Consider the following 18,371-nt stretch of genomic DNA (forward strand, 5'->3'; position numbering starts at 1 on the left):
AGGGTCGATGAGCGCGCTCACCACCGTCGCCGTCTGGCAGGTCGTCCTCGACGCGTTCCTCGTGTGCGTCGGCGGTCTCGTGAGCGTGCAGGCCTACCGCGGGTATCGACGACACGACAGCACCGCGATGCTCGCCGTCGCCGTCGGCACGCTCGTCCTCGTGCTCACGCCGTTCCTCCTCGAATACGTGTTCGAAGCCGCCACGCTCGTCACGCCGCTCCAGAGCGCGATTCTCCGCCAGGGCGCGGACAGTCTCGCCCTGTTGGTCATCCTCTACGCGCTCGTCCGCTAATCCTGTTCCGCGACACGCCGCTCGCTCGGGGTCGTCGCCGGTTCGCCGACCGGCCGCGAGCGCGCCGCGTGAACGATACAGCCGCCGAGAACCACGAGCAGTCCGTAGAGCGCGAGCGACCCGACGGACAGTACTGCGTGACTCGCCGCGACCACGGTCGCGGTGACGGACGCGGGTGCGCCGGTCGCGCTGAGCACGTCCGCGAGTATCGCCGGTTGAACCGGCGCGAGTAGGAATACGGTCCCCGTCAGGAAGCACGCGCGCACGACCGGGTCGCGGACCGTGTAGAGGAGCGCGACGAGCGGCACGTAGACGTAGAGGACGTGATGAATGTTTGACGCGGGGGAGACGAGCAACATCACGACGACCGTGCCGAGGTACGCGATGGCGCGGTCGCGCTGCGTGCCGGCTTTCGTGTATACTACGCCGAGCACTGGAAGCAGAAACACGGCGGCGAGCACCGTGTACACGACTGGTTCGGCGTCCGGGAGGAGCGCCGCGAGCGGGCGTTGGAGCGTCAGCGCCGAGACGTTCGGACTCATACCGGCGGCGAGTTCGCTGACGCGACTCCGCTCGAACACGATGAACCGCACGTACTCCGCGTGGAGCGACCAACCGAACATCGCGACCCCCGCCGCGCACAGGGCCGTGGCGGCGCCGAGACACCACGCGATTGCTCGCCACGCGCGTCGCCGCGCGAACCAGACGAGCAGGAACAACGGGAAGAGTTTGAACGCGGACGCCAGCGCGAGCAACCCACCCGCCGTCCGCTGGCGGCCCGCGTTGAGCGCTCGATACGCGCCGAGGAGGGCGAGGAGAACGAACAGCCCGAGCTGGCCCTGTCCAAGCACGACCATCGGGTACGTGCTGAGTGTGAAGAACGCGGCGACGAGCGCGGTGTCGGTCCGGCGGAGCGCGACGCCGCGGTCCCGGAGGTCGTCGAGGACGAGACCGGCGCACGCGAGGCCGGCGAGGACGCTTGCCGTCGCGTGCACGAGGTACGCAGCACTCCACGACACGAGCGTGTACGCGTAGAACGCGACGACAGTGATCGGCGGATACACCCATTCGCCGCCGCCGACGGACGGAGAGACGCCGACGAACGGCCGGCCGTCGAGCGCGAGCGTCGCAGCGTGATGGTACGCGCGGAAGTCCCACGCGAACGGCGTGGTGTCCGCGAGCCCCCAGAAGTAGACCGGGACGAGGAGTCCAACGAGCACGCCGAACGCGAGGACGGCGCGGACGGCGCGCCGCGACCGCCGGGGCGTGGTCACTCCGACCACCATTGCGGGCGAACGCGGCGCGTGAGTCGACTTCGGGCGTCGCTGCGGAACGCGGCGTGCGTGGAGGGCGGCATCATCCGAACGGTGTCGAGTGACCGCCTTAACCAATAGTGGGGAGTTTCCGGCTCTGAAACCGCCGGTCGTGGCGCGCGGACACCGAGGGGTTTACGGCGGCACCGTCGGACGTATCGTGCGTCATGCGTTCCCGCCCGCTACTGGTCCTCCTGGGTATCGCCGTGCTCTCCGTGTGTGCGGGGTGCGCCGCCCTGCCGGGCGACACGCAGCCGAGCGCCGCCGAGGTCAAGCAGACCGCGATAGCCAAGACCGACGCGCTCGACGCGTACGCGGCGACCGTCCACGTCACGCTGAACGGATCGCTCAACGAAACCGTCACCTATCGGGTTGCGCACAGTGACGGGCGGACGAACGCGACGTACCGCCAGCCGGACCGGATTGCTGGGATGCGCATCGTCACCAACGCGTCCGCGACGGTTCAGTACGTTCCGCGGACGAACCGCGCGACCGTGACGTACGGAACGACGCCAACCGATCTCTTCGAGCGGCTCTCCGACTTGCTCGAACGGAATGCGACCTACGAAGGCGAGACGAACGCGGGGGACGGGTTCGCGGTCGAATACGCCGTCGAAGGCGGGAACGCGTCGGTTCGAGTCGGCGCGGCCGGCGGCCCCTATCAGTTCGTCACGCAAGCCGCGACGGCGAACCGGACGACGCGCGTCTGGGTCGACCGCGACCGACGGATTCCCGTGAAAGCCCGGATGACGTACTCGACCAACAACTCCACGTCGCGGGTCACCATCGAGGTGACGAACGTCACGCTCGACCCGGAGTTCGCGGCTGACCGGTTCGACCCGAACCTCCCGGAGTCCGCGACCGTCACCACGAATCGCGTCATCACGGCCGACGACCTCGCGGCGCTCCGCACGAACACGACCGTCACGGTTCCGTCGCCCGACGTTCCTGCGCCCTATCAGTTCGAGGACGGCATGCTCTTGGCGTACGGGAACCGGACGAGCATCACGCTCACGTACACGACGCCGAACGATACCAGCCTCCTCGTCACGAAACGCGTTCCCGCCGCCGACCGCCGCCTCGATGGCGAGCCAGTGAGCGTGAACGGGACGACGGTCCGGTACGTCGAGAACGGCGACCGACAACTGGTGCAGTGGCAGACCGAGTCGGCGACATACACGGTCACGGGCGAGAATCGGGACGTTCTCCTCGCAGTGGCGTCGTCAGTCGTCGATAGGAGAGAACCGTCAGCGGGGACGCCGGCGGACCAGCGGCATCCGCTCCTATGCGGCGTGGTACCCTGACGGTTCCGCACAGTTTCTCGGCCTGAAACTACCCGGTAGGTACACGCGGCCCCCGTTCCACTTTCGCACATGGCGTTCTCCGCGTCACTCTCGGTGTCGACGCTCTTCGGCGGATTCCTCCTCGTCGTCTCTCTGGTCGTTCTCGCGGCAAGCGCTCGATACGTCTGGCGCGCGTCAGCGGTCGTCCGCGCGCCGTCGATTGACACCCTCGCTGGCGCTGACGCGAACGCGCTCGTCCGTCTCACTGGCACCGTCGAACACGCGGTCGACCCGCTCGTCGCGCCGTTCAGCGACACCGACTGCGTCGCGCTCCGGTATCAGGTAGAGGAACGACGCCTCAGCTTCCTCTACGTCCTCCCCTGGTACGTCACCGTTCACGAAGCCACCGCGGCCGTTCCGTTCGACCTCGCCACGTCCGCTGCGACCGTACCCGTCGACGAAGCCACGCGAACCGTCACCGCGGCCACGACGACCGTCGCGACCGTTGGCCCCGACGACACACCGCCCAAGTCCATTCAGTCGTTCGAACGCGACCACGACCGGATTCCGCGTTCGTCGTGGTGGCAGACACCACCCACCGGTATCCGGTCTGTCTTCCGCGCACTCTCAATCGGAACGCGACGCTACACCGAACAGTGCATCGAACCCGGTGACGAGGTCACTGTCGTCGGCCGCACCACGAACGCTGGCACAACCCTCACGCCGCTCGTCGTCTCGGACCGCTCACCGCGCGCAACGGTCTTCCGGATGGCGCGCACCTCTCTCGGCGGCCTCGTCATCGCCCTCGTTGGTTTTCTGCTCGGTCTGTTCCTCCTTCTCGCGTAACGATTCACGGTCTATGACGGGCGCGTCCGTACGTTTCGAGGCGGAGACAGGGCTACGAGACGTACTTTGGAGGATAGCGGCTGTGCCTCAAATGGAAGTGGTTGGAGACCAGGATGGAAAACGAACGCTACAGTATCCGGCAACAGATAGAGCGTTAGCTTTCCAATTATAGATAAAAGAGGCGGGAGTATAAGTCTATGGGTCAGCGCAGCTCGTCATGGTCGCACGCCTCCACTGGCGGATACGACCGGTCGCTCTGCGTGATGCCGTGGCGCGCCCACGTCGCTGCCTGTTCGAGCGCGATGGTCGCCGGGTCGAGGAACGGCACGTCCAGGCGCTCCGCGACGAACTCGTGTTGCTGTGCGAACGAGAGGCTCATACAGCCCGGGAACAGCGCGTCCGCGCCGTCCTCACGCACCGCACGCGAGCCGGTGGCTACCATTCGCTCCGCGAGCGCCGTGGACTCGTGGTCGATGTCCTCCACGGGTGCGTCGACCGACCGGACACCTGCGCACCGCTCCGTGAACCCGAGCGCGTGGAGTTGCTCGCGGCACATCGGGATGGTGCGGTCGAGGACGGTGAGCCAGCCGAACCGGTCGGCGACCTGCGCGGCGGTGTGAACCGTCGCCTCCGCGGGTCCGACGACCGGAACAGACACCAGTTCGCGGAGCGGTCGCAGGCCGGTGTCGCCGAAGCAGCCGACGACGATGGCATCGTACTCGGCCTCGATAGCGCGCGCTCGACGGAGCGTCCCGGGGACGCTTAAAGCATCGTCGACCGTGGATTCGATGCTCGATGGGCCGTCCGGGTCGGCGTTGACGACCGTGACCGTCGCGCTCGTCAGGTCGTTCGCGACGCGCTCGCGGCGCGCCCGCTCGTCCTCGGTGAACCCGCTCCCCGGGACGAGGTACGCGATATCCACCATTAGAGGAGGCGGCGAGCGCGGCGCACCTCCGCGACGACCGCGTTCTGCTCGCGCTTCAACTGGGTCTGCAGGAACTTCACGTCGTCACCCTCCAGCGCTTCGAACTTCGCCGCGGGCGCGAGCCGCGGCACGGGCTGGCGGCCGACCGCGGGATCCTGCTCGAACTGGCCCTCGGAGACAAGGTTCACGCGCGTCAGGATGCGCGACAGCTGTTTGATAGTCTCGTTCGCCTTCGCGGCGGACACGTCGCCGGCCTCGACGGCGTCGTAGAACTCCTCGAGATCGGTTTCGAGCGCTTCGAGCGCTTCGATAGCGGGCGAGAAGTCGAAGTGGTCGCCGGCGTCCTCGTCGTAGCCCTCCACGGCGTCGAGGATGGCGGCGGCGTTGCGCGCGTGGTCGAACGGCAGCACGTCCGCGTTCAGGACGCGCGCGACGCTCACCGCGTACAGTCGGATGTCGCGGACGAGTTCGTCCTCCCCGGCCTTGTCGAGCGTGTCCGTGGAGACGTGCCAGGCGTCCGAGTTCCCGCCGCAACCGCCGACCTCGTGGAACCCGCGTTCCTCTCGTTCGGCGGTCGGAATGTTCGAGGACAGCATGAAGAAGCCCGTGATGCCGAGGTTGTCGAACGAGTAGTCGCCCGCGCGATGCGGGAAGTGCTCCTCGTACGGCGCGCCCGTCACGTCATCGATGGCATCCCCGACGAGGCCGTGCGCTTCGGGCGTCCAGCACGACATATCCGTGTAGTCAGTCGCGTCCTTCGCGCCCGGGCTGTCCATGTTCACCTGCGCGACGCAGTTCTCGTCGAGTTCGTGCGCGAACTCGTCCGCGTACCACGTCGACCCCGCGTACCGGCCCGTCGAGTGTGCGGGCCACCACGCGATGCGGATGTCCCGGTCGAGGTCGTCGCTGTGCTTCTCGAAGACACGCGCGAGTTCGAGGAGGCCTGCGTCCCCCGTCGCGTTGTCCGTGATTCCGACGTACCACGAGTCGTAGTGGCCGTGTAGGAGGACGAAATCGTCGCTCTCGCTGTTCCCGCCCTCGACGCGGGCCTCGACGAGCGGGCACTCCATCCAGTCCGTCGTGAGGTCGGTCTCGAGTTCGAGTTCCAGGCCCTCCTCGGCGAGCGCCCAGTCCTTCAGCGTCTCGCCGTCGGGGTTGTTCACGTTGACGACGGGGATGCCGGGAATCTTCTCCGTCTCGTCGAGCCGCGGCGCGCCGCCCCAGACGGGCGTCGCGATGCCGTTGTGCGGTTCGCGGTCGTGTTCGTGAATGGCGACGACGCCGATGGCGCCCTTGTCCTCGAGGATGCTGGTCGCGCGAATCGAGAGGCTTCCCGCAGCGGTGAGCGCTATCTTCCCGGAGAGGTCGCCCACGTCCGCGAACGCGCCCTCGCCAGCCGCGCCCTCAGCGAGCAATCCGGTCTCGACCTCCCCGACGTACTCGACGTCGCCCTGCACGGTCGTCGACTCGGAGAACGAGACTGTCTTCACCGGCCCGGGTTCGAACTCCTTGTTCAGCGTGCGGATGTCCGCGTCGTGTGGCTGACTGATGTAGAGGTCGGGGTCGTATCGGTTCGCGTCCACGCCGAACGCGTCGAGCCGGTCGAGAATGTACTCGGCAGCCTTTACTTCCTCCTCAGTGCCGGAGAGGCGGTTGAGGTCGGAGAATTCCTCGAGGAGGGCCCACGGTTCGTCGACGGAGATATCGTCCACGAGCGACCGTTCGAAGTCGCTAAGCGCTTCACTATCCGCGATAGTCTGACTCATCTGCTTGAGACTCCCACACCCACCCGCAAAAACGTTCGCCTTGCGGTAGGCCACTACACGGTAGTGTCCGCCGAGACGGGGATGTACGGTGGCGAGTGCGTCGATTGTAGTCAGGGTCAACGCTTATACTGCCGGGGGAGAAACACAATCGCGTATGCCTGCGACAGAGACACAGGACCGTATCACGGACACCGGACAGGCGGGGTTCTTGCTCCTCCTCTCGGTGAGTTCCGTCGTGTTCGCCATCGGCATCTCGATAACCCTCCTCGGACTGACGACGCCCTACCTCAGCTCGCTCACCGACAAAATCGCCGTAGTCGCCGTTGGAGTCGCGGCGATGACTGGCGGCGCGGCCGGCGCCTACACCGCGCTGTCGTAGAGGTGACAGGCGACGTAGACACCGTCTACTTCTCGATACTCAGGTGACGCGGTCTCGCACTCGCTGGTAAACGTCTCCGCGAGCGTCGCCGCCGCCGCGTCACTGTCGCCGTTCGACAGGGCAGCGAGCGCCGACTCGACCGCCGACTCAGCCGATTCGTCCGTGAACCCGTCGGAGAAGTACGCGTTCCGGAGCGCCGTGGCTTCGCTTTCGCCGGCCGCGGGAGTGACGCTCCGAACGCTGTCGGACTCGATGTCCTGCCGGAGGTCCATGACTTCGCGGAAGCGCTCCTGCTCGATGTCCACGCCCTCGGGTGGAATGACGTCGGGACACCGCGTGTGGAACCGACAGCCGGACGGCGGGTCGCGGGCGGACGGCGTCTCGCCCGAAATATCCGCGCCCGTCCGTTCGACCGTCGGGTCCGGAACGGGCACGGAGTTGACGAGCGCGCGCGTGTAGGGGTGCTTCGGGTCGTCGACGAGGTCGGCGGTGTCGCCGAGTTCGACGAACTCCCCGAGGTACATCACGCCCGTCCGGTCACAGATGTTCCGCACGAGACTGATGTCGTGACTGATGACGCCGTACGTCAGGTCGTGCTCTGCGCCGAGGCGCTCCATCAGGTCGAGGACGTTCGCGCGGATGCTCACGTCGAGCATCGACACCGGCTCGTCAGCGAGCACGAACTCGGGGTCGATGACGAGCGCGCGAGCGATGGCGACGCGCTGACGTTCACCACCCGATAACTGGTCGGGGAACCGCTGGAGGTACTCCTCCGCGGGCGACAACCCGACTTCCTCCAGCGTCTCCCGGGCGCGCTCGACGCGCGCCGAGTACGACGGTTCGTCCCCGAGCAAACTGATGGGTTCGAGGAGGGTTTGCTGAACCGTCAATCTCGGGTTCAGGCTCTCGAACGGGTCCTGGAAGATGACCTGGGCGTCCCGTCGGAACTCTGATTCGTTCCGCCGGCTCAGCGACCCGAGGTCCTGGCCGTCGAACGATATCGTCCCGTCGGTCGGTTCGAGGAGCTTCAACAGGAGGCGGCCGAGCGTGCTCTTCCCGCTCCCGGACTCGCCGACGATGCCGAACATCTCGCCGCGATTGATTGTGAACTCCACGTCGTCCACCGCACGGACGGGCGTGGGGTCGCGGCCGAGCAGCGTATCCACGAGTCCTTGGTCGTTGTCGAAATACTTCCGCACGCCGTCGACTTCGACCAGCGGCTCGTCCGTCGGCGTGCGGGTGACCTCCGAGGACGTCCCACCCCACGTCTCGGGTTTCGCGGCCTCCTCACGGATGCGGTCGATGTCGTCGACGTAGTGACACCGTGAGACGTGGCCGGCGTCGCCCGGCGCGTCATGAGCCTCGGGGTGTGCGCTCTCGCAGTCCTCCGTCGCGAACGGACAGCGCTCGCGGAACACACAGCCCGACGGCGGATCCGTGAGGTCGGGTGCGGACCCCGGAATCGCGACGAGGTCGCGGTCCGGGTCGTCCACGCTCGGGAACGAGTTCTTCAAACCGAGCGTGTACGGGTTCGCGGGGTTCGTGAACACGTCCTCCGCGGTGCCGCGCTCCATCAGTTCGCCCGCGTACATCACTGCTACGTCGTCACAGATTTCGGCCATCACGCCGATGTCGTGACTGATGACGACGATGCTCAGGTCGAACTCGTCCTGAATGGACGCGAGTTCTCCGAGGATTTCGTCTTGCACGACCACGTCGAGCGCGGTCGTCGGTTCGTCCGCGATGATGACGTCGGGGTCGCAGGAGATGGCCATCGCGATGACCGCGCGCTGCAGCATCCCGCCCGAGAATTCGTGCGGGTAGTCGTCGAGCCGCCCCGGGTCGAGTCCAAGGCGGTCGAAGAGATCGCGCGCGTGCTCCATCGCTTCCTCGGTCGTGCGGTCGGTGTGGAGCTGCACGACGTCCACGATCTGCTTCCCGACCGTTGTCACCGGGTTCAGGGAGTTCATCACGTTCTGCGGGATGGTCGCAACCTCCGACCACCGAACGCCGCGGAGTTCCGCCTCCGAGAGGCTGGTGAGGTCGCGGCCGTTCAAGCGAATGCTCCCGCTCGTGATCTCTCCGTTGTCGTCCAGGAGGCCGACGAGCGACCGGACGGCCGTCGTCTTCCCGCACCCGGACTCACCGACGACGCCGAACGTCTCGCCGCGCTCGACGGTGAAACTCACGTCGCGCACGGCCTGCACGTCCGGGCCGTCGTCCATCCGGTACGTCACCGAGAGGTCTTCGACCTCCAGGAGGTACTCCGATTCTGGTTCGCGTGCTTCGACTGTCGTGCTCATGACTGGCTACCCGGATTCATGACGTCTTCGAGGCTATACCCGACGAAGTAGAACGACGCGGCGAGCAGCGCGATCATCAGGCCGGGCGGAATCAACCACCACCACGCCGTGTAGACGTAGCCCTCGACCTGAATCCACTGCAGCATCACGCCCCACGAGATGTTCGTGAAGTCGCTGAACCCGAGGAACGCGAGGCTCGCCTGCGTCAGAATCGCGAACGCGGCGTCCTGTGCGAGGTAGACGAACGACAGCGGCAGCACGTTCGGGATGATGTGCCGGAACATGATGCGGAGGTCGCTCGCTCCGCTCGCGCGCGCCGCCTCCACGAACGGCCGCTCGGAGAGCGACAACACCTGGCCGCGGATGACGATGGCGTTGTTCAGCCAGGACTTCACGACGATGGCGAGGATGATGTTCGTCGTCGACATCCCGCGAACGAACACGAGAACGATGACGAGCGGCAGGAACGGCAGCGCGTACAGGATGTCCACGACGCGCTGGATACTCTCGTCTATCCACGTGTTCGCGTAGTAACCGCTGATAATGCCGAGCGGCACGCCGACGAACGAGGACAGCAGGCCGGCCGCGAGCCCGATGAAGAGCGCGGTTCGACTCCCGTACACGAGCTGGGTGAAGATGCCGTGCCCGAGGCTGTCCGTGCCGAGCGGCGCGAAGAACGGGTCGCCGAACGCCGGCGGGTGCGGGAGCGACGCCATCTGTTCGAACGTCGCGCCGTCGCCGTACGCCCGCCATTCGAGGCTGTGCGGAGCGATGTACGGTGCGAACACCGACATCAGGATGATGACGGTGAGGATGATGAGTCCGATGAGGCCCACGGGGGACTCCGTGAACTGACTCCACGTCCGCTTGAACCCGATTTTCCACGGTTTCAGGCGGTCGCGGAGCTGGTCCATCCGAGAGTAGTCCTTCGCCGCCATCAGTCGCTGCCTCCGAATTCGATGCGTGGGTCGATCATTGTGTAGACGATATCAGTGAGGAACCGCAGGACGACGATGAGCACGCCGAGCACGTAGAACGCGGCGAGCGCCGTCGGCAGGTCCTTCGCGAGCACGGAGTCCACGAGTAGCTTTCCGAGACCGGGCCACGAGAACACCGTCTCGACGATGACGCTCCCGTCTATCATGAACGCGATACCGATTATCGCTTGCGTGACGACGGGGATGAGGGCGTTCCGCGCACCGAACCGCGTCATCACGGTCGACTCGGGGTAGCCCTGTGCGCGCGCGAAGTCGATGTAGTCCGCGTTCACCACGTCCTGCATCGTCGTCCGCATCACGAGCATCGGCCCCGCCCACCCGATGAGCGCGAGCGCAAGCACCGGGAGCGTCAGGTGGCGGACGAGGTTGACGACCGCGTCCACCCAGCCGAACTGTGACGCGAACGGCGGGAGCATATGCCCGGACGGCAAGAGGTTGAGCTGGTAGGAGAACACCCAGAGCAGTATCCAGCCGAGCCAGAAGAACGGGATGCTGTACAGCGTCAAGCCCGCCATGAACCCACCGAGGTCGGTCTTGCTCCCGCGCTTCCACCCGAAGTACGTCCCGAGAATCGTCCCCAGACTGTACTGGAGGACGAACGCGGGGACGAACAGGATGAGCGTCGGGAACAACCGGTTCAGGATGCGTTCGCTCACGGGTTCGAGGCTGGTGACCGAATACCCGAAGTCGAACACGAGGTAGTTCGTGATGAACTGCACGTACTGCTCCCAGAGCGGCGCGTTCAGGCCGAAGCGCTGTTCGAGGTTCTGAATCTGTTCCGCCGTCATACTCGGCCCGACCAACTGGTCCACGGGACTGCCCGGCATCGCGTGGAGGAGGACGAACAGGAGCGTCGCGATCGCGTAGAGAGTGACGGCACTAATCCCGAGACGCCGGAGGACGTACCGTCCAGTTATCCGTGCCATATCGTGTGTCGCGTGAGATGGGGTGTGTTATTGAGACTGGTGAACATTGAGGTACGTCCACGGGTTCTGGGAGACACCGCCCGGCATCTGCACCCAGCCGTCGAACGCTTGCGTGGTGGCGTGCAGCCGGTTCGGGTACTCCGTGATGAGCGCGGGCATATCCTCGTAGATAGCCGACAGCGCCTCCTTCGACGCCTGGCGCTGCGTTTCTTGGTCGTACGTGCTGTGCACTTTCTCGATGAGGTCGTCTGCGCCACCGTAGCCCATCGGGTTGAGATGGAGCGCTTCCTTGTTCGACTCCATGTCGGCGCGGCGACTGTGCAGCCAGTAATTCAGGTAGAAGTGCGGCTTCGGCATGTACACCCAGCCGGACGCCCACATGTCGAAGTTCTCCTGCCCCCAGACGCGCGGGGACTGGCTGTTCTCCGCGATGGGCTGTTTCTCCGCGGGAATCCCGACCTTGTTGAGGTTCTCGACGAACCGCCCGCAGGCGCGGGCGACGATGGGGCTCGCGGACGGCGGCGTCATCATCATCTGGATGGGGCCCTGCCCGCTCTCGCCGTCGTTGTTCGTGTGCGCGTCGGTGAGGAGTTCACCGTCGACCCGGATTTCCTTGTCACCGGTGACTTGACTGGACTCGACGGACCCCCACGTGTAGTCGTGCTCGCCGTCGGCGTTCTCGAGGAACGTCCGCATCTGTTCGACATCGAGTTCACCGCTCTCCGTGCGGTACGGGCCGCTCTGGTAGGAGTCCGGCCGCCACGGGTCGTACGTGTTCGCGGCGGGATAATCGCCGGGCGTGGAGAGGCCGCGACGGAGCGTGTTCACGAGGTAGTCGAACGGGTACGCGAATCCGAGACTCTGCCGGAACTTCTTGTCGTCGAACGGGACGCGACGCATGTTGTACGCGATGTACTCGTAGCCGCGCGTCGGCGAGTTCCAGACCTTCGTGTCGTCGCGGTCCTGCAGTTGGAACGCACGGTTTGGCGTGACCGAGGAGTACGTCAGGTCGACCTCGCCGTTCTTCATACCGTTGATGAGTGCGGTCATGCTACCGAACACGAGGAACCGGAGGCTGTCCACGTACGGGCCCTCGTGGAGGTCGTCCGGAACCGCGTCAGGGCGTGCTTCGAGTTCGTACCAGTTGCCCTCGCTCTTGTCCCGCCACTGGAATCCGCCGGCGCCGATAGGTTGTTCGGGCGAGTACGTGGTGTAGTCGTCGATGTCGGACCAGACGTGTTCGGGGAGAATCGGCACGGCGAACGTGCCGGTGTCGGGCGTGAAGACGGCGGGCGTCTCGCTTCCGAGCGTGAACTCGATCTCGTACTGCCCGGTCTTTTCGAGGGATTCGAGGTTCCCGACGTTCCCCTCGTAGCGGTGGCCACTCTGCTCCATGAGGTAGTTAAACGTGAACGCCACGTCGTCGGCGTCGAACGTCTCGCCATCCGTCCACGTCATTCCCTCCCGGATATTCGCGCTGCCCTCGAGCGTGTCGGGGTCGAACTCCCAGTCGGAGAACGCGTACCCGGCCGTCTCGTTCGGGTTCTCCGGGTCTCGCGCCGTCGGGTAGACGAACAGCTGGTCCATGATGGCGAACGCCGCGGAGTCGGAGATGACGAGCGGATTGAAGCCGCGCGGTTCGTTCGTCAATCCGATGACCGGCTTTCCGCCCTGCTGGATTTCTCCCGGGGCGGTCGTCGTCCCGCTGGTCGTGTCGTTGTTGTCTGGTGAGTCCCCACCGCCGCTCGAACAGCCTGCGAGGCCGGCAACTCCGCCGACGCCGAGGTACTTCAGAACGTTACGGCGAGTCCCCTGACTATCGTTACTCATAGGTTTGCTACCGAGACTCACTTTTTCACGCCGCGTTATAAATTTTGGCTATGGGTCAACCTACGGGGGTTAGCGGAGGTGTTCGTCGAACCAGTCCGCCGTCCGCCGTACCGCGTCCCGGCGGTTCTCCGCGTCCCGGAAGCCGTGCCCCTCGCCCTCGTAGATGGTCGAATCGAACGGAACGTCGGAGTCTTCGAAGAAGTCGATGAGCTCTTCGGCCTGGTTCACGGGCACTCGGAGGTCCTCTGCGCCGTGCAGCACGGAGAGCGGAGTCGTCACGTCGTCCAGCCGCCAGTGGCTCGACGCAGCGTGATAGCGCTCCTCCTGCTCGTCCGGTGTTCCGCCGAGGTCGCGCTCCGTGAGCAGGCGTCCGACCCGGTCGACCTCCTCGTAGTCCGTGAACTGGTTCACGACGCCGTACCACTCCACCGCCGCGTCCCACACGTCGGGGTACTGCGTGATGGACTGAAGCGTCATGAACCCGCCCCACGACCCGCCGTAGATGCCGACCTCGTCGGTCGTGTACGGGAGATTGCGCGCGAACCGCGCGGCCTCGCGGGCGTCTTCGACCTCACCGCCTTCCCAGTCACCCATCGAGAGTTCCTGGAACGGCCGGCCGTACCCGCCGCTCCCGCGGAAGTCGATTCCGACGACGACGAACCCGCGCGCTGCGAGGTACTGCTCCATCGGGTGCCAGCCGTTCCCGAATTGGAAGTGCGCGCCGCCGTGCACCTGCACGAGCGTCGGCGCCGGGTTCTCTGGCGTCACGTCCTCGGGCTTGTACACGTACGCATTGACGTACATCCCGTCGAAAGACTCGTACGTGACGTTCTCGGGGACGACGACGCCCTCGGGTGTGTCGGGGTCCCGGAGCTGAGTCTCACTTCCACCGGCCACGTCGAGCGTTCGCGGGTGGTTCGGCGCGTCCTGCGCGGCGTACACGAACCCGAACCGCTCGCCGTCCGCGGAGAGGTGGACGGGGCCTGCGCCGAACACGCCGTCGTGGACGGTGATTCGGGATGTGATGCCCTTCGCGTCGCTGTCGTCGTGCAGGAGCACGGTTTCCAACTGTTGGGCGCCGCGCTCGCGGACGGGATAGTAGAGCTGCTTGCCATCCGGGGACCAGAGCGGACTCTGGACGTTGTACTGGTGGCTCGCCTCCACCTCGTACACCTCGCGGTTTCCGGTGTCGAGGTCGACGACGTGGATGTCCTCTGAGTGCCGGTACCACGGTTCCGCGACGCGCTTCGCGAAGAACGCGACGCGGTCGCCGTCCGGGCCGAACGAGGGGACGCTCGTGACGGAGAGGCCGGTGGTGAGTTTCTCGTCGGTGCCGTCGGTGAGGTTCACGAGGTGGGCTTCGTCCGCCCAGTCGCGGCCGTCCCAGTCGTCCGCGGAGACGTACGCGATGCGTTCGCCCGCGGGTCCCCAGGTGGGCGACCAGCGCTTGTCGTCGTGGGGGTTCATGCCGGTGGTGACGCGTTCGATGTTCGCGCCGTCGGCGTCCACCGTCCAGATGTCGTTGTACGCGCCCCGCCCGGAGATGAACGCGAGGCGGTCGGCGTCGGGCGCGAATCGGGGTTCGGCGTCGAACGTGTCGCTCGGCGCGGGCGCGGACTCCTCGCCGGTTTCCGTGTCGTAGACGCGGACCTCGTCGTCGCGGGTGTACGTGAGTTTCGTACCGTCGGCGTTCCAGTCGATGCGGCCCCAGCGCCCGGAGATCCGGTCGTCGAAGGCGACGATGCGTTCAGAGGCGTCGATGTCGTCGCGGTACTCCCAGACGGTGTCGGACCCCGTCTCGCGCTCCACGTAGGTCAGGCGCTCACCGTCCGTAGTGGGTCGCCACGAGACGCTGACGGCGTCCGCGATGTTCATCACGTCGGGGTTGGCGGTGTCCGCCATCAGTTCTCCCCTCCCTCGACCGCGGGGCCGAACCCGATTTCGGCGAAGAACTCGCGGACGCGAGCGATGTACTGGTCGTGCTGGTCGAGGTTCGGGGAGTGTCCCGAGTTCTCGAAGACGACGAGGCGGGAGTCGGGGAGGAGGTCCGCGATTTCGACACTCGCTTCGGGCGGCGTTATCCAGTCGTGGCGGCCAACGGTGACGAGGCCGGGCGTCTCGACGTCGGGCAGGTCGTCCGTGTAGTCCATGGTGGGGTACTCTTCGGTGAACATGACGTTGTGCGTCTCGTGGTGGAAGTCGAGGGATTCGACGCCCTCGCGGGCGGCGTCCGCGTCGAACTGACTCATGTCGGGTTCGTAGAGCGGGAGCATGCCGAGCCAGACGCGTTCGAACTCCTCGTCGGAGCGAACGTCGCCGTCCATCACGCGAGAGAACTCATCCCAGGTGATGTCGGGGATGTCGAAGGCGTGTGCTTTGAGTTCGTCCCAGGACTCGCGGGCGTTCTCCCAGGCGTTCTCCTCGTACTCGCCGGTCGGGGCGGTGTCGCGGAGGACGAACCCGGCGAGGTCGTCGCCGTACGTGGTCGCGTATTCCTGGGTGATGAATCCGCCGTAGGATCCGCCGATGATGGCGATTTCACCGAGGTCGAGTTCCTCGCGCAGTCCCTCTACGTCGGCGGCGTACTGTTCGTTCGAGTAGGGTTTCGTGAGGCTGGACTGGCCGCAGCCGCGGTGATCGTACACGACGACTGTGTAGTCGTCGGCGAGCGTTTCGTAGGCCTGTTTTCCTTTCTGGTGGTCACTGATTCCGGGGCCGCCGTGGAGGATGACGATGGCGTCGTCGTTCTCCTCGCCGAAGACCTCGTAGTACAGCTCCGCGCCGTTGACATCTGCATACATGAGCTATCTATCGCGTCCGTGAGTGCGTGAATCACTGGCAAAATAGTTGTGGACGCGGACATCTGGGGTGGGATGGGATACGTCGGTCGAGTGGGGACAGAACGTGTTCTGTGATTTGCGGGGTGAACGCAGAATTTTCCACGATAAATAACACCCTAAGTGCGTTATTACTTGGGCAGGAGTGCGTGGATTTCACGAACCGGACCGTAAACTATGTGAATAGTTGTCACTGGGCGAGGAGGGGGAACACGAAGAAGAACGAACACCTACGCCGACAGTGCGTCCCCGATTTCCGTCACGGAGAACTCGAGCGCGGACGCCCGGTCCGGATGCATCGCCACCAGCAGATGGTCCACGCGGCCCGCTACGTACTCCACGAGCCGCTGCGCGCGAACCACGTCGAACGCTCCCATCGAATCGATCGCCACCACCGGCACCGCCTCCGGTACGTCGTACGTCAGGCACCCGGCGAGACACAGCACCAGTCCGATGAGTTCACGCTCGGACTCCGCGAGATGGCGCACACTCTCCTGCTGAACGACCCCCTCAACCTCCCGCGCGATAACCAACTCGAAGTCGCCGTCCAACCACACGCGCTGCACACGCTCGAACTCCAACGCGGACACCAGGTCGTCCATCACTTCGTTGAACGACTCGCGCAACTCCGCCTCGGCGTTCTCGATGCGGTCGGTCAATGCCGTGATGTCCGCCGACAGCGCCGCGATTCGTTCCTCCAACTCCTCGTACTCCGCGACCGCGGACTCTAGGCGGTCCCGACGATCCTCGAGCCGACCGACCGTCGAACGCGCGTCCCGGAGCGCGGCCCGGGTCTCCTCGATTTCCGTCACCACGCCATCCTCCTCAGCGGCACGCTCGCGCTCCCGCGCCGCGATTCGCTCGTCGAGGTCGTTAAGGTCGCCTTCGAGTTCCTGTAGCCGCTCGCGCTGGGTGTCGAGCGACGACCGCCGCTCCTGCAGCGACTCTGCAACCTCACGGCGGTCCGCCTCCAGTTCGCGGACGCGCGCCGCTGCGTCCTCCGCTGCCGCCAGTTCCTCCGACACCTCCTCGACGCGCGGCCGGTGCTCCTCCAGTCGCTCGCGATCCTGTTCCACCAGTTCGACGAGCTCGTCGAGCGTCCCCTCGAACGCGGACTCGGGCCTGTCCTGTCCGCACGCCCAGCACGTGTACTCGTCCCCGGCGAGACCCGCGTCCTGCCCGAGCGCGCCCGTAAAGTCACCGTTCAACATCTCCCGATTCGCCGTCAACACCGACTGTAACACGTTCACGCGGTTTTCGCGTTCGGCCACCCGTCGCTCCAACTGTTCCTTCTCCGCCCGCAACTCCGCGGCGTCGTGCTCGTTGGCTGTCGCCCGCGCCTCTGCGAGGTCGGCCTCGACGGTCTCCAGTCGGTCTTCGAGGCGGTCGATGGCGTCCTCCGTGTTCTCGACCCGTCGCCGCTGCTCGTCACGCTCCGACGCGAGTTCGGTGCGGCGGTCGCGGAGCGCCGCCAGTTCGTCGTCCTCGTCGGCAGTCGTGCGCGCGAGCAAGTCGTCGAGGTCGTCCTCCAGCGACGCGACCCGCTCGCGCTTCTCGGCGAGCGAGTCCTCCACGTCCGCGAGGTCGTCCGTGACGCCTGCGAGGTCGTCGAGGTCGTCCTCCGCTGACTGCTTTTCGGCCATCTTCGCCGCGCGCTCCGCCTCCAGCGACGACACTTCGAGCGGCGCTTTCAGCGTCTCTTCGAAGGAATCGCCGTTCCGCACCGCCGCGCGAAGGTCGTTGAACTCGAGGAACGTGGCGAACGAGACGAGGTCGTCCGCGTTGTCCGCGTCGTCCAACCACGACTCGCCCGAAACAGAGAGGCCGGTCCCGGCGCGTTCAGCGGTCCGCGTCACCGACCGGTCGCCGTTCGACAGGGTCACCTCCGCACGCGTCGTGCCGCTCCGGAGGGGCACGTCGTCGCTTCCGAGCGCGAACGTGAGCGCGTGCAAGAGTGAGGTCTTGTTCGAGGCGTTCGGCCCCGAGAGCAACGTTACGCCGTCGCCGAAGGTCGTTTTGAGTTCGTCGATACCGCCGACGTTCCGGACTGTGAGTTCAAACGTCATGAGTTACATTGACAAATGTATCCGCGGTGGAGCGCGCGCTCGACGGGGACGCGGGTGCGGCAGTTCTCGCACTCGACTTCGACAGTTGCGTGCACCGCGATATCGCCGCCCGCGCTGAGGCGGTTCTTCGTCGTGAGCGAGGAGACGGCCTCGCGTGCCTTCGACTCGGCGTGGCTGGTCGCGATGTCGAGGGCGTCCTCCTCCCAGTTGCTGTCGGTAGTCGAGGAGTCTGTTCGCTCGACGCCGAGGCACTCTTTGAGGTGGGTTCTGACGACGGCGTAGGAGACGAAATCGGACTCGAGGTCGTCGATGGGGACGCCCTCCTCGCGGAGGACGTTCCGGACCTCAGCCGCGGTCGCATCGTCCTCTTGAATACGTTCGTATTTCGATTCGGCCTCGTTGCCGAGCGTCTGGAGGCCGGCACGGTCCATCGTGTTCCGGAGGAGTGTGACGTTCAGCCAGTCGGCGAGCGACCGATAGCCCTTCCGGCGCGGCCCGTCGGCCGTCCACTGGTCGACGAGGCGGTCCTCGTACCCCGTGAGGTCGTACTCGTCGAATATTCGACAGACCTTGCAACCGTACGTCGTCATGCTCGTTCTCTACCCAG

At 65.8% G+C, this 18,371-nt stretch carries 15 protein-coding genes; 4 read left to right on the forward strand and 11 right to left on the reverse strand.

The window, feature by feature from the left end; genetic code table 11:
- Nucleotides 1-7 precede the first annotated feature (7 nt).
- Nucleotides 8-292 carry a DUF7521 family protein gene (locus U3A55_RS06920; RefSeq protein ID WP_330990751.1) on the forward strand — a complete coding sequence of 95 codons (285 nt, stop codon included), beginning with the start codon at nt 8-10 and terminating at the stop codon, nt 290-292.
- Here the strand turns inward: U3A55_RS06920 and U3A55_RS06925 are convergent.
- Nucleotides 289-1,578 (reverse strand): glycosyltransferase family 87 protein, encoded by a 1,290-nt coding sequence (locus U3A55_RS06925; protein WP_330990752.1) that lies wholly within the window; start codon nt 1,576-1,578, stop codon nt 289-291. The two genes, U3A55_RS06920 and U3A55_RS06925, sit on opposite strands and share 4 nt — an antisense overlap.
- 194 nt (nt 1,579-1,772) lie before the next feature.
- On the opposite strand from U3A55_RS06925, the gene U3A55_RS06930 reads away from it, so the two are divergent.
- Complete coding sequence (locus U3A55_RS06930; RefSeq protein ID WP_330990753.1) at nt 1,773-2,909, forward strand: LolA family protein; 1,137 nt, start codon at nt 1,773-1,775, stop codon at nt 2,907-2,909.
- A 69-nt stretch (nt 2,910-2,978) separates the two neighbouring features.
- Nucleotides 2,979-3,734 (forward strand): hypothetical protein, encoded by a 756-nt coding sequence (locus U3A55_RS06935; RefSeq protein WP_330990754.1) that lies wholly within the window; start codon nt 2,979-2,981, stop codon nt 3,732-3,734.
- A 202-nt stretch (nt 3,735-3,936) separates the two neighbouring features.
- On the opposite strand, the gene U3A55_RS06940 is transcribed toward U3A55_RS06935, so the two are convergent.
- Nucleotides 3,937-4,659, reverse strand: a complete 723-nt coding sequence (locus U3A55_RS06940; RefSeq protein ID WP_330990755.1) for an aspartate/glutamate racemase family protein — start codon at nt 4,657-4,659, stop codon at nt 3,937-3,939.
- Nucleotides 4,659-6,425: a M28 family peptidase gene (locus U3A55_RS06945; RefSeq protein WP_330990756.1), complete on the reverse strand. Its 1,767-nt coding sequence runs from the start codon at nt 6,423-6,425 to the stop codon at nt 4,659-4,661. Before U3A55_RS06945 ends, U3A55_RS06940 begins: the two co-directional genes overlap by 1 nt.
- 154 nt (nt 6,426-6,579) lie before the next feature.
- On the opposite strand from U3A55_RS06945, the gene U3A55_RS06950 reads away from it, so the two are divergent.
- Nucleotides 6,580-6,804, forward strand: a complete 225-nt coding sequence (locus U3A55_RS06950; RefSeq protein ID WP_330990757.1) for a hypothetical protein — start codon at nt 6,580-6,582, stop codon at nt 6,802-6,804.
- On the opposite strand, the gene U3A55_RS06955 is transcribed toward U3A55_RS06950, so the two are convergent.
- The 8 genes from U3A55_RS06955 to rdfA all read right to left on the reverse strand — a co-directional run bounded on the left by U3A55_RS06955 (nt 6,786) and on the right by rdfA (nt 18,354).
- Nucleotides 6,786-9,107: an ABC transporter ATP-binding protein gene (locus U3A55_RS06955; protein WP_330990758.1), complete on the reverse strand. Its 2,322-nt coding sequence runs from the start codon at nt 9,105-9,107 to the stop codon at nt 6,786-6,788. The genes U3A55_RS06950 and U3A55_RS06955 overlap by 19 nt on opposite strands.
- Complete coding sequence (locus U3A55_RS06960; protein ID WP_330990759.1) at nt 9,104-10,045, reverse strand: ABC transporter permease; 942 nt, start codon at nt 10,043-10,045, stop codon at nt 9,104-9,106. Before U3A55_RS06960 ends, U3A55_RS06955 begins: the two co-directional genes overlap by 4 nt.
- On the reverse strand, nt 10,045-11,031 hold the full coding sequence (locus tag U3A55_RS06965; RefSeq protein WP_330990760.1) for an ABC transporter permease: 987 nt from the start codon (nt 11,029-11,031) through the stop codon (nt 10,045-10,047). The genes U3A55_RS06960 and U3A55_RS06965 overlap by 1 nt, the downstream gene beginning before the upstream one ends.
- Before the next feature lie 27 nt (nt 11,032-11,058).
- Nucleotides 11,059-12,861: an ABC transporter substrate-binding protein gene (locus U3A55_RS06970; RefSeq protein ID WP_330990761.1), complete on the reverse strand. Its 1,803-nt coding sequence runs from the start codon at nt 12,859-12,861 to the stop codon at nt 11,059-11,061.
- A 69-nt stretch (nt 12,862-12,930) separates the two neighbouring features.
- On the reverse strand, nt 12,931-14,763 hold the full coding sequence (locus U3A55_RS06975) for a S9 family peptidase (protein WP_330990762.1): 1,833 nt from the start codon (nt 14,761-14,763) through the stop codon (nt 12,931-12,933).
- Nucleotides 14,763-15,662 (reverse strand): alpha/beta fold hydrolase, encoded by a 900-nt coding sequence (locus U3A55_RS06980; RefSeq protein WP_330990763.1) that lies wholly within the window; start codon nt 15,660-15,662, stop codon nt 14,763-14,765. Before U3A55_RS06980 ends, U3A55_RS06975 begins: the two co-directional genes overlap by 1 nt.
- 266 nt (nt 15,663-15,928) lie before the next feature.
- Nucleotides 15,929-17,764: an archaea-specific SMC-related protein gene (locus U3A55_RS06985; RefSeq protein ID WP_330990764.1), complete on the reverse strand. Its 1,836-nt coding sequence runs from the start codon at nt 17,762-17,764 to the stop codon at nt 15,929-15,931.
- Nucleotides 17,761-18,354: a rod-determining factor RdfA gene (gene rdfA, locus U3A55_RS06990; RefSeq protein ID WP_330990765.1), complete on the reverse strand. Its 594-nt coding sequence runs from the start codon at nt 18,352-18,354 to the stop codon at nt 17,761-17,763. Before rdfA ends, U3A55_RS06985 begins: the two co-directional genes overlap by 4 nt.
- Between the last annotated feature and the right edge of the window lie 17 nt (nt 18,355-18,371).

It is taken from the genome of Salarchaeum sp. III (genome assembly GCF_036418315.1).
Classification (GTDB): Archaea; Halobacteriota; Halobacteria; order Halobacteriales; family Halobacteriaceae; genus Salarchaeum.

What these genes read in the sequence shown, in the direction of transcription:
- U3A55_RS06955 (WP_330990758.1), bottom strand. Translation starts at nt 9,107, where the DNA reads ATGAGCACGACAGTCGAAGCACGCGAACCAGAATCGGAGTACCTCCTG.
- U3A55_RS06920 (WP_330990751.1), top strand. Translation starts at nt 8, where the DNA reads ATGAGCGCGCTCACCACCGTCGCCGTCTGGCAGGTCGTCCTCGACGCG.
- U3A55_RS06930 (WP_330990753.1), top strand. Translation starts at nt 1,773, where the DNA reads ATGCGTTCCCGCCCGCTACTGGTCCTCCTGGGTATCGCCGTGCTCTCC.
- U3A55_RS06945 (WP_330990756.1), bottom strand. Translation starts at nt 6,425, where the DNA reads ATGAGTCAGACTATCGCGGATAGTGAAGCGCTTAGCGACTTCGAACGG.
- U3A55_RS06965 (WP_330990760.1), bottom strand. Translation starts at nt 11,031, where the DNA reads ATGGCACGGATAACTGGACGGTACGTCCTCCGGCGTCTCGGGATTAGT.
- U3A55_RS06950 (WP_330990757.1), top strand. Translation starts at nt 6,580, where the DNA reads ATGCCTGCGACAGAGACACAGGACCGTATCACGGACACCGGACAGGCG.
- U3A55_RS06975 (WP_330990762.1), bottom strand. Translation starts at nt 14,763, where the DNA reads ATGGCGGACACCGCCAACCCCGACGTGATGAACATCGCGGACGCCGTC.
- U3A55_RS06925 (WP_330990752.1), bottom strand. Translation starts at nt 1,578, where the DNA reads ATGGTGGTCGGAGTGACCACGCCCCGGCGGTCGCGGCGCGCCGTCCGC.
- U3A55_RS06980 (WP_330990763.1), bottom strand. Translation starts at nt 15,662, where the DNA reads ATGTATGCAGATGTCAACGGCGCGGAGCTGTACTACGAGGTCTTCGGC.
- U3A55_RS06940 (WP_330990755.1), bottom strand. Translation starts at nt 4,659, where the DNA reads ATGGTGGATATCGCGTACCTCGTCCCGGGGAGCGGGTTCACCGAGGAC.
- U3A55_RS06960 (WP_330990759.1), bottom strand. Translation starts at nt 10,045, where the DNA reads ATGGCGGCGAAGGACTACTCTCGGATGGACCAGCTCCGCGACCGCCTG.
- U3A55_RS06970 (WP_330990761.1), bottom strand. Translation starts at nt 12,861, where the DNA reads ATGAGTAACGATAGTCAGGGGACTCGCCGTAACGTTCTGAAGTACCTC.
- U3A55_RS06935 (WP_330990754.1), top strand. Translation starts at nt 2,979, where the DNA reads ATGGCGTTCTCCGCGTCACTCTCGGTGTCGACGCTCTTCGGCGGATTC.
- U3A55_RS06985 (WP_330990764.1), bottom strand. Translation starts at nt 17,764, where the DNA reads ATGACGTTTGAACTCACAGTCCGGAACGTCGGCGGTATCGACGAACTC.
- rdfA (WP_330990765.1), bottom strand. Translation starts at nt 18,354, where the DNA reads ATGACGACGTACGGTTGCAAGGTCTGTCGAATATTCGACGAGTACGAC.